Annotated in this window: 9 protein-coding genes and 2 pseudogenes; 6 read left to right on the top strand and 5 right to left on the bottom strand. The window is 71.4% G+C overall.

The features are described from left to right. Positions 1–292 precede the first annotated feature (292 nt). A complete protein-coding gene (locus AWZ10_RS43720) occupies positions 293–970 on the top strand; it encodes a response regulator (protein ID WP_046702927.1) in 678 nt (225 codons plus the stop codon). After that, positions 967–2,088 (top strand): sensor histidine kinase, encoded by a 1,122-nt coding sequence (locus AWZ10_RS43715; RefSeq protein WP_046702926.1) that lies wholly within the window; start codon positions 967–969, stop codon positions 2,086–2,088. The genes AWZ10_RS43720 and AWZ10_RS43715 overlap by 4 nt, the downstream gene beginning before the upstream one ends. Before the next feature lie 49 nt (positions 2,089–2,137). Here the strand turns inward: AWZ10_RS43715 and AWZ10_RS51230 are convergent. Further along, positions 2,138–2,579 (bottom strand): annotated as a pseudogene (locus AWZ10_RS51230) (GDSL-type esterase/lipase family protein); the annotation flags it as partial. 23 nt (positions 2,580–2,602) lie between these two features. On the opposite strand from AWZ10_RS51230, the gene AWZ10_RS56180 reads away from it, so the two are divergent. Beyond that, positions 2,603–2,836 carry a hypothetical protein gene (locus AWZ10_RS56180; RefSeq protein WP_060893943.1) on the top strand — a complete coding sequence of 78 codons (234 nt, stop codon included), beginning with the start codon at positions 2,603–2,605 and terminating at the stop codon, positions 2,834–2,836. Positions 2,837–2,885: 49 nt separating this feature from the next. Here the strand turns inward: AWZ10_RS56180 and AWZ10_RS56175 are convergent. The 4 genes and pseudogenes from AWZ10_RS56175 to AWZ10_RS43690 all read right to left on the bottom strand — a co-directional run. After that, positions 2,886–2,948: pseudogene (locus AWZ10_RS56175) on the bottom strand (hypothetical protein); the annotation flags it as partial. Between the two features lie 244 nt (positions 2,949–3,192). Beyond that, positions 3,193–5,001, bottom strand: coding sequence for an alpha-galactosidase D (locus tag AWZ10_RS43700; RefSeq protein WP_060893942.1), 1,809 nt, complete (start codon positions 4,999–5,001; stop codon positions 3,193–3,195). 109 nt (positions 5,002–5,110) lie between these two features. Next, entirely contained in the window at positions 5,111–6,298 is a 1,188-nt protein-coding gene (locus tag AWZ10_RS43695; RefSeq protein ID WP_060893941.1) for an ROK family transcriptional regulator, read from the bottom strand. Between the two features lie 206 nt (positions 6,299–6,504). Next, positions 6,505–6,858: a response regulator transcription factor gene (locus AWZ10_RS43690; protein ID WP_046702923.1), complete on the bottom strand. Its 354-nt coding sequence runs from the start codon at positions 6,856–6,858 to the stop codon at positions 6,505–6,507. Between the two features lie 253 nt (positions 6,859–7,111). Here AWZ10_RS43690 and AWZ10_RS43685 point away from each other — a divergent pair, with 253 nt between their 5' ends. From AWZ10_RS43685 to AWZ10_RS43675, 3 genes are all read left to right on the top strand, one after another. Further along, positions 7,112–7,801: a response regulator gene (locus tag AWZ10_RS43685; RefSeq protein ID WP_060893946.1), complete on the top strand. Its 690-nt coding sequence runs from the start codon at positions 7,112–7,114 to the stop codon at positions 7,799–7,801. 99 nt (positions 7,802–7,900) lie between these two features. After that, complete coding sequence (locus AWZ10_RS43680) at positions 7,901–9,247, top strand: sensor histidine kinase (protein WP_244172761.1); 1,347 nt, start codon at positions 7,901–7,903, stop codon at positions 9,245–9,247. 267 nt (positions 9,248–9,514) lie between these two features. Beyond that, positions 9,515–10,081: phytoene desaturase family protein (locus AWZ10_RS43675; RefSeq protein WP_159058583.1), on the top strand; the 567-nt coding region annotated here is incomplete at its 3' end.

Here is a 10,081-nt window from a genome sequence, read left to right as displayed (position 1 = left end):
GGCGCACGGCGTGGCGGCGGACGCCACGGCGGCGCACGGCGTGGCGGCGGACGCGTTGGCCGGCTTGGACGACAGGTCCGATGACGTGTCTGGTGTCATGGCCTTCAGAGTCGGGGGCGCGAGGGGCGCGAGCCCATCCGGCGGGTGGCTGGAAGGTCCCCGCCGACCAGCCGGGGCCGCCCCCGCCAGGTGACCGGAAACCGGGAGAAAAGGGAACCCGGCGGCGGTCCCGGACGTCGTAGGGATTCCACGAGAAGTCCCGTGGTGGTCCGACGGCGAGCGGGGCGCAGAAGTGATCCGGGTACTGGTGGTCGACGACGAAGCCCTGATCCGCACGGGCTTCGAGCACATCCTCAACTCCGCGGACGACATCGACGTGGTGGCGGCGGTCCCCGGCGGCCGGGCAGTCCACGCGGTGCGGGAGCTGGGTCCCGAGGTCGTCCTGCTGGACATCCGGATGCCGGACGTGGACGGGCTCACCGTCCTCGCCGCACTGCGCAGACTCCCCCGTCCTCCCGTGGTGGCCATGCTCACCACCTTCGACATGGACGAGTACGTGGCGGCCGCCCTGCGCTCGGGGGCCGCCGGTTTCCTCCTCAAGGACACCGACCCGGAGCAACTGCCCTACCTGGTGAGGACGCTGGCGGCCGGCGGGGTCGTACTGGCGTCGCGGGTCACCCGTGCCGTGGTGGACGGCTATCTGGACAACGGCCCTCGGCAGGCCGCCGTCCGGCTGGTGGACCGGCTCACCGAACGCGAGCGCGCCGTTCTCCTCCTCATCACCGAAGGGCTGTCCAACACCGACATCGGCGACCGCATGCATCTGAGCACCGGGACGGTCAAGGACCATGTGAGCGCGCTCCTCACCAAGTTGGAGGTGAGCAGCCGGGTGCAGGCGGCGCTGCTGGCCGAGCGCGCGGGCCTGCTCAGGCCGTCGCGCTCCGTCGCCGGTGAACGGGAGGGCGGATGAGGTCCCCCGCCCGCGCCCCGCACGGGCCGGCGATGGACACCGCGCTCGTGGCGGCCTCGCTGCTGGACGTGTGGATCCACGACGTGGGCACCCATCACCCCCGGGAACTGGCCGCCGCACTGCTCGCGGCCCTGGCGCTCGTCATGCGCCGCAGGCTGCCGTCGGCGACCTTCCTGCTCACCCTGCCGACCGCCCTGTTCACGGACGCGGTGTTCGCCACGCTGGTGGCGCTGTACACGCTCGCCTCGCGCACCCACCACCGGGCGCTCCTGGCCGTGTGCGCGCTGGGGTTCACGGTCTGCGACCTCACCTGGTGGTCGTGGCCGTCGCCGGAGTTCGCCGACCTGTCCGACCGTCAGGCCCTGATCCCCCTCTCCTACAGCGTGGCGCAGGCGACCGCGCCCCTCTTCCTCGGGCAGCTCGTCCAGGCCCGCCGGGAGCTGTCCCTGCGTCTCGTCGAGGTCTCCGAGGCCCGTGAGCATGAGCGGCTGCTCATCGCGCAGAGCGTCCTGGCGAAGGAACGCGCCCAGCTCGCCCGGGAGATGCACGACGCGGTCTCCCACCAGGTCAGTCTGATCGCCGTCCGCGCCGGAGCCCTCCAGGTCGGCAGCCGGGACCCGCAGGCGAAGGAGGCCGCGGCCACGATCCGGCTGCTCAGCGTGCAGACACTGGACGAGCTGCGGCACATGGTCGGCATTCTGCGCGCCTCCGGCAGCCGCCCCACCGAACTCACCCCGCAGCCCTCCCTGGCCGACCTCGACCGGCTCGTCACCGGCAGTGGCATCGACACCGACCTGCGGACGGACCTGCCCGCCGATCTCCCGCCGCCCGTCCAGCGCGCCGTCTACCGCACCGTTCAGGAAGCCCTCACCAACATCCGCAAGCACGCCCCCGGCGCCACGGCCACCATCCGCGTCCTCCGGCGTGAGGGCACCCTCCACGCGACCGTCACCAACACCGCGCCCAGCCGCCCTGCCCTGTCACTGCCGGGGGCCCACCACGGTCTGATCGGCCTGCGCCAGCGGGCCGAACTCCTCGGCGGAACGGTCACGTCCAGGCATCTGCGGGACGGGGGCTACGAACTGCGACTGGAGCTGCCGAGCGACGGCGGCCCCTGAATCGCGCCCCCGGGGAGCCGACGGTGTGAGCCACCGGGACGAGCATGAGTCACCGACGGCGCGCTCGCTCCTGCGCACGGCCGTCGCAGGAGAGGCCGTCGATCGGGACCGCGTCGGCCAGCGCGTTCATACCGGCGTCGTTGGGGTGCAGGTGATCGCCGTTGTCGAAGAACGGCAGGATCCGCTCGTGGTCGCAGGGACTGCGCAGGACACCGTCGAAGTCCGCCACGGCGTCGAACTCGCCGCCGGTGCGGACGAACGCGTTGACCTCCCGCCGTACGCCCTCGGCCGCCGCGTCCCACTCGTACCAGCCCTTGAACGGCCCGACCCGTCGCCCCGACGACGCACACACCGGCGGCGTGCGCGCGGTCGATGATCCGGCGGTAGCCGTCGATCAGGTCCCCGGCCGTGACACCGGTGTGCGCCCTGATGTCGTTGACGCCCTCGAGGAGGAGGACCGTGCGGACGCCGGGGTGGGAGAGCACGTCCCGGTGCCGGGTCGGGCGCGTAGTTCGTGCCGCCGGCGACGATCACCGTCAGGCTTCGGCAGTTCCGGAAGGAGATCCGCGCCCCGTCGACGGCGACGGTCCCGCCGCTGCCGTACGCGGTGACGGCCGCCCCGTACCGCAGCCCGTTCGCGAACTCCGCGCCGAAGGACGCGTACCGGCCCGACCGCGTGCCCGTGGTGGCCTCGCCGTGGGTGCCGTCCAGGCTGATGTCGCCGCTGTGTCGTCCAGGGTCGGGTTGAGGTCTCCGGTCCACAGGGTGGCGTCGGTGAGGAACAGCCGTTCCCGGCCGGGGTCGTTGCCCACGAGCGCTCCGAGGCGGCCGTTGCCGACCGGGAGGCCCTGGGTGATCATCGAGCGGCCGTCGGCGGGGGCCTGCCACCACAGTTCGGTGGTGCCGCCCTGGCCCCTCGGGCAGCCTCGGGGAGCCGACGGGTCTCACGGGTGCGGCGGAGGCGGAGAAGGCGGGCAGCCCGCCGAGGGCGGTCAGGGCTCCGCCGACGGCGGCGACGGAGCGCAGGCCGCGTCTGCCGGGGAGGGTTTGCGGTGAATCGGGGCGTGGGGTGTCCATGGATGCGCTCCCTTGCGGGGTCGGCCGTCAGGACAGGTTCGGCACGTCGATCCGGTCGATGTCCGGGGCGTAGCCGTCACCGCTGTCGAAGGTGACGGTGTTGGGGCCGGCCTTCAGGTTGAGCGGCACGCTCACCGTCTCGACGGTCCCCCAGTCGCCCGTGGAGGGGAACTTGTGCCCGGTGGCACCGCCACCGTTGGCCGAGATCCGTACGGACCGCGCGTCGCCGCTGACGTAGGCGATGTCGACGACGTACCGTCCCGCTTTCGCGACCGTGACGCCGTTCATGGTGAGCCTGCCGCCGAGGTAGAGGTCGCCGACCTTCCTGTCGCCGGAGCAGGTGCCGCAGTCGGCCACCGAGGCGTTGCCGGCGAGGGTGTTGGTCCCCGCCTCCGCCTCGTAGGCGGTCTTCGTCAGAGCCCGGCCCTGCGGGGTGACGGTGAACAGCCGCGAGCCGTGCGCGGGCAGCGCCTGCGTGACCTTGTCCTTGTACGTGCCGAGGTTCTCGCGGTTCCACAGGTCGCGGACCTGCGCCTTGCCGGAGAAGCCGAGGGCGGACCAGTCTGCGGTCACGGGCGCGGGCGCCTCGCCGAGGTTGAACAGGGCGACCGTGAAGCCGCCGTCGGGGTTCTTCGCCGCCCAGACCTGCTGGTCGTCGGAGGGGGTGAGGGGCCTGGCGGGCGGGGTGCCGCCCTGGTTGACCGCGATGACCTCCTTGTTGGTGAGGAGCGAGAGCCCGTAGGAGTCGAGGCGCGTGAGATCGTCGCCGGTGTAGAGGGGCGACTTGGCGATGGCCCACAGGGTGGCGTAGCTCTGCCGTTCGGCCCTGGTGAGCCCGTCCATCTCGCCGTTGCCGACGTTGAGGGAGTCCAGGTCGTTCCAGCCGCCGGGGCCGGCGTGCCGGGTCCAGGCGGGGGTGTCGTCCCAGCGGTCCTCGACGGAGTTCTCCCAGGTGACGAGCGTGTTGCAGTAGCACTCGACGTCGGTGTCGATGCGCCAGCCGCCCGAGTACCGCTTCCAGTCGGCGGCATGGCCGATGTCGAGCGACCAGGACAGTTCGAGGTGGATCGGCCGGCCGGTGGCGGCGATCGCCTTCTGCCAGGCGGCGACGTCGGCGACGTTGTCGTAGTTCTCCCCGCTCTTGAAGGAGCCGGGACCGACCCCGTCCAGCTTGAGGAAGTCATAGCCCCAGTCGGCGAACAACCGGGCCTGGGAGTCGATGTACTTCTGGGCGCAGGGCCGGGAGAAGTCGATCTTGTACGCGCTGTCCCACCCGTTGGTGGTGCGCAGGTCGCCGTGGACGATGTCGGCGGTCGTGCAGCCCTCCGCGTTCCACAGAGGCACCTTGCCCTCGCCGTACGCCTCCTTCTCCAGCCCGACCGGCAGGTAGATGCCGGCCTTCAGCCCCTCGGCGTGCAGGTCGTCGGCGACGGCCTTCATCCCGCGGGGGAAGCGCCCGGGATCGGCGGCCTGTCTGCCGTACCCGTCGAAGCGGGGCTTCCAGTCCATGTCCCGCCACCAGCCGGCGTCGATGTTGACGTACTCGTAGCCGTACGGCTTGAGCTTGGCGGCGAGGGCGTCGGCCTGCTTCAGGACGTTCTTCTCGGTCAGATAGCTGTAGTCCCCGTCGGGGTTGAGCCCCGGGTACTTGGAGGACTGCATGCTCCAACTCGTCCAGCCCATGTACGGCTTGACCGCCGGAGCCCGGACGGCGTCCGCGGCCGGGGTGGGGTGGGTGGCCGTGGCGGCGGGGGTGATCGCCGTGAGGCCCGCGGTCAGCGCGAGGACGAGCAGGGTGCTGCTGGTACGGCGGGCGCGGTGGGCGGACGACCGCATGGGTGGCTACCTCCGGATCGTTGAAGGGTTGTGGAGGGCTGGCAGAAATAGCGTGCTCATGACAGAAGAGGAAACCGGTCGGACCTCCGCGTGATACAGCCCTGCGGCGTCACCCCTGCCCCTTGGACGGGTCCGAGCGGATGAAGGACTGGATGGCGGTCGCCGCCGCCCCACGCGCCCACGCCTCGAAGGGCAGCGGATGCGTCCTGAGGTCGCAGCGCGCGGCGGCGCCGAACGCGGAGGCCGTGAAGGCGTCCTTGATCTGCTCGGCGAACAGGTCGTAGGCGGCGAGCCCCTCACCGGAGATGATCACGCGTTCGGGTCCGAGCAGATTGACCACGGAACCGATGGCCCGCCCGATGGCCGTGCCCGCTCGCGCGTAGACCTTCCGGGCTCCGGGATCGCCGCGATGCGCGAGTGCCAGCGCCTCGGCCGCGTCCGCCACGCCCCTCCCCGTCTCCGCCCGTACGTCGCGCACGATCGCCGTCTCGGAGGCGATGGCCTCCACACAGCCCCGGTTGCCGCAGTGGCAGCGCGGGCCCGCCGCGTCGAGGGAGAGATGGCCGATCTCACCGGCCACGCCGTGCGCGCCGGAGACGACCCGGCCGCCCACCACGAGACCGCATCCGATGCCGGCGCCCACCGTCACCAGGGCGAAGTCGGACAGGCCCACACCCGCGCCGAACCACTGCTCGGCTCCGGTGAGCGCACGGACGTCGTTGTCGACGGTGACCGGCAGACCGATGGTCATGGCGGCGAGGCGCGCGAGCGGAACGTCCCGCCACTCCAGGAACGGGGAGTACCGCACCATGCCCTCGGCGCGGTCCACATCGCCGGAGACGGCGATCCCCACACCCCTGACCGCCACCCCCAACTCCTCGGCCTCGGTGCGCAGTCCGAGGACCAGGTCGCTCAGGGTGGTGAGCACGCCCGCGGGCCGCCGGTCGCCCAGCGGGGTGTGGCGGGCGACCCTGACGCGGCAGCACAGATCGGTCAGTACGGCGATGATCTCGTCGCCCGTCACCTTGACCCCGATAAACAGCGCGCGCCCGCCGTCGACCCGCACCGGGTTGGCGGGCCGGCCGAGCACCGGCCTCGGCTCCCCGTCGGCGTCCTCCACCAGGTAGCCCGTCTCGATCAGCGGCCGTACGGCCTTGGTCACCGCCGCCGGGGACAGGGCGGCCCGCCGTGCGATCTCCGCCCGGGTGAGCGGGCCGTGGGAGAGCACGATGGTGAAGATCTGGGCGGCGGCCGGCGTATGGGCCGGGAACGCCTCCGCGGACGAGGTCGGGCGCATGCCGGGAACGTACGGGCAGTTATTTTCTGCTGTCAATAAAAGAAGCAGGATTCGCCGGTTCGAGCCTTTGGCCCAACTCCGGCACCCGAGAGTGCGTTGATTACCGTGGGCGGCAGGAAGGTCCTCTCTCCGCCGCCACGGATCGGCGACCGACCGGAAGGGGCCGGCAGTCCGTGGGCTCCACTCCGCTTCGGCCTGCCCGAGCGCTACACGACACCGACGGGCCGAGGCCGGACCCCGCTCCGCCCCGTCAAGCGGAACGTTTCGTCCAGTCGATCGAGGCGGTCCGGCCGCCCCGGGCGATCCGGGCGATCCGAACGGTCCACCCTGTCCAGCCAGTCCGTCCGCAGCGCGAGAACTCCCGCGCGCAACGCCGTGACGACGAGGTGCGTTCGGTTCTTCGCGCACAGCTTCTCCCTGATGCTGCGCATGTGGGCCGCCACCGTGCGGGGAGAGATCGACAGTTGCCGGGACATGTCCGCGTCCGACATACCGTGGGCCGCCAGAAGGAGGATCTCCAGTTCCCGGGCGCTGAGTCGGCCGGAGCTGTCCACTGCCATGGGGTGCCTGCCTTGTTCGGAGGGGTCGAGGACTCGTGGGTCGTCCGCCTGGTGCGCTGTGACTCTTCCGCGACATCCGGTCCCCGGCCATCGACCATTCGACCGATACCCGGCAGTAGTCATCGGCCGATCGGCCCCGACCTTTCCGCCACGGGCGCAGCTTTCGCCGGGAAAGCGCCAACCGCCCGATTCGGCACGGCCATTCGGTCCGCCGGCTTCCGCGGACGGCCGGACCGGTCACGTGATCCGTGGCATGCTCGGCCCCGTGAGCAGCGCCCCCACACGCGTGATGATTGCCGACGACCAGGATCTGGTCCGGGCCGGCTTCCGTCTCATCCTCGACGCCCAGGAAGGCATCGAAGTGGTCGGAGAGGCCGCCGACGGGCTCGCGTGCGTGGAGTTGGCGCGCGTGCTGCGGCCGGACGTGTGCCTCGTGGACGTCCGGATGCCCAAGCTGGACGGACTGGAGGTGACCCGTCTGCTGGCCGGGCCGGGGGCGACGCACCCGACGCACGTCGTCGTGGTCACCAGCTTCGACCAGGACGACTACCTCAATGTGGCGCTGCGCAACGGAGCATGCGGCTTCCTGCTGAAGGACGCCGCCCCCGCGTTGCTGATCGAGGCGGTGCGGGCGGCGGCGCGGGGCGACGCGCTGGTCTCGCCCGGGGTGACGGTCCGGCTGCTGAGGCAGCTGGAGGAGCGGACGTCGGCTCCGACGGACGGCACCGGGGCGCCCGAATCCTCGCTCAGCGCACGGGAGTTGGAGGTCGCCCGGCTGGTCGCGGTGGGCCGCACCAATCAGGAGATCAGCGACGAGCTGTGCCTGTCCCTGTCCACGGTGAAGACCCATCTGGGCCACATCCACCACAAGCTGGGCGTGCGCAATCGGGTCGAGGTGGCCGCCTGGGCGTGGGCCAACGGGACTGTGCGGACGGGGCGTTGACGGGGATGTAGTGATCTTCTTGTGGATGATCTGTGTCCCTCCCCACAGATCGGTCCACCATCTGCGAGCAAGGCATGTGCATGCCTAGCCTCCGGTTGTATGACAACCTCGTCACTCGCGGCACTTTCGGCACAAGCGACCCAGCCGCACCTCGGCCCGCTGCGGTTACCTGTGCGGCAGCTGAAGCACCGCGCGCTGTATCCGGCTCTGGGCGTGCTGTGGCTGTTCGACGTCGGCATCATCGTGTCGCAGCAGCGCGGCCCCGTCGACTGGCTGCCGCTCGTGGCCGGCCCCGCCACCCTGGCGCTGGTGCTCGTGCCGGAACCGAGGCTGAGCACCGAGTGGCGGGCGGGGATCTCCGCGGCCGCCTCGACGGTGGTGACGCTGGGCACCGCCCTGATGGGGCTGGCCCTGCCCTCGTGGGGGCTGTTGGAGACGGCGTGCATGCTGGTCCTGCTCGCCCGCACCTGCCGCAACGTCACCCGGCCCGGCATCGTCCTCGCCCTGGCCGCCGCGATGGGGGCCAGCATCATCGACGAACCCCTGCGCACCGGGGGTACGGGCATCACCCTGACCTACCCCTTCCTGCTGACGTTCGCCGTCGGCGGCGCCATCGGAGCAGGCTGTCACCTGCGCACCCTGGACGCCCGGCGTCGCCGTACGGTCGCCGCCGTACGGCTCGCCGAGCGCATGCAACTCGCCCGGGATCTGCATGACTTCGTCGCCCACCACGTGACGGGCATCATCGCGCAGGCACACGCCGCCGGGGTGATCCACGAGAGTTCGCCCCAGCAGGTCGGCCCCATCCTGGACAACATCGCCGAGGCCGGGCAGCGGACGATGGACTCCATGCGCCGCCTGATCAGTGTGCTGCGCGAGGACCGCGAGCAGAGTGCCATCGAGTGTCCCGAGACGCCCTCCGCCGAACTCACCAAACTGGTCTCGGCGTTCAGCGGACAGGGCGACGGATCGACCGCCCAGCTGGAGATCACCTCAGTCGCCCGCAGGACCACACTGCTGCCCGAGGTGGGCTGCGCGGTGCACCGCGTGGTGCAGGAGGCGCTGACCAACGTACGGCGGCACGCACCGGGCACCCAGGCGACGGTGCGCGTCCATCGCACCCGCGGCGACCTGCTCCGGGTCGACGTGTACAACAACAGGCCGGAGCGGCGTGTCTCCCGTCCCACGGGAGGCCGTGGCGGCTACGGCCTGGTCGGGCTGCACGAGCGGACGGAGGCGGTCGGCGGCTCCCTGACCGCGGGACCGGCCGACGACGGTGGCTGGTGGCTCACCGCCCATTTCCCGGTACTACCGGAAGCCCCGCCCGAGGAGATGGAGAAGTCGGAGAAGTCCACAGCTTCGGTGTCCCACCGCCCGGCCGGACGCCATGCCAAGCCGAATGCCCATACGGAACCCGAACCGGACATGAGTTGGGACGCGGGTTAGTACTGCGGCACCGGTCGGTCCGGGGCGTGAATTAGGCAATTCTGCGAATCGCGCCGGTACGTGCCCACCCTCTAAGGTCGAAGAGTCAAAGGCGCCGGGACGGCCTTCTCACGTCCCACAGAGTGGTGAATCGGCCCGGACCGGGTCCGTCAAGGGCCCGTTCCACCGTTCTCCCGTCCGCCACTTCGCCCCTTCGCCCCTTTGCGAACCGGTGGACCGGCGGACCGGTGCCCATCGTCGAGGAGACACCGGAGACTCAGGAGACGTATGACTACGGCCGTCGTGGTGGGCAGCGGTCCGAACGGTCTCGCGGCCGCCGTGTTCCTGGCCCGGGAGGGCATCGAGGTCACCGTCCTGGAGGCCGCCGACACCATAGGCGGCGGCACCCGCACCAGCGAACTGACCCCGGGCCTCCTGCACGACCACTGCTCCGCCACCCACCCCATGGCGGTCGGCTCGCCCTTCCTGCGAAGCCTCGACCTCGGCCGGCACGGCCTCACCTGGTGCCTGCCGGACATCGACTGCGTGCATCCGCTGGACTCCGGCGAGGCCGGGGTCCTGCACCGGTCGGTGGAGGAGACGGCCGACGGCCTCGGCGGTGTGGACGGACGACGGTGGCGGCGGGTGTTCGGGCCGCTCACGAACGGCTACGACGCGCTCGCCGAGGACCTGATGCGGCCGCTCACGCATGTACCGCGTCATCCGCTGCGCCTGGCTGTCTTCGGGCCGCAGGCCCTACTGCCCACCACCGCGGTGGCCCGGCTGTGGCGGTCGCGGACCGCCCGCGCGCTCTTCGCCGGCGTGGCCGCGCACGCCTTCCGCCCGTTCCACCGG

This window comes from Streptomyces europaeiscabiei (assembly GCF_001550375.1).
GTDB lineage: Bacteria > Actinomycetota > Actinomycetes > Streptomycetales > Streptomycetaceae > Streptomyces > Streptomyces europaeiscabiei.
Note: the sequence above shows the minus strand (reverse complement) of the source record. Positions and strands in the feature narration are given on the sequence as shown.

Bases quoted from the DNA above. Each gene is read 5' to 3' on its own strand.
- AWZ10_RS43715 (WP_046702926.1), top strand. From the start codon at position 967: ATGAGGTCCCCCGCCCGCGCCCCGCACGGGCCGGCGATGGACACCGCG.
- AWZ10_RS43700 (WP_060893942.1), bottom strand. From the start codon at position 5,001: ATGCGGTCGTCCGCCCACCGCGCCCGCCGTACCAGCAGCACCCTGCTC.
- AWZ10_RS43695 (WP_060893941.1), bottom strand. From the start codon at position 6,298: ATGCGCCCGACCTCGTCCGCGGAGGCGTTCCCGGCCCATACGCCGGCC.
- AWZ10_RS43690 (WP_046702923.1), bottom strand. From the start codon at position 6,858: ATGGCAGTGGACAGCTCCGGCCGACTCAGCGCCCGGGAACTGGAGATC.
- AWZ10_RS43685 (WP_060893946.1), top strand. From the start codon at position 7,112: ATGCTCGGCCCCGTGAGCAGCGCCCCCACACGCGTGATGATTGCCGAC.
- AWZ10_RS43680 (WP_244172761.1), top strand. From the start codon at position 7,901: ATGACAACCTCGTCACTCGCGGCACTTTCGGCACAAGCGACCCAGCCG.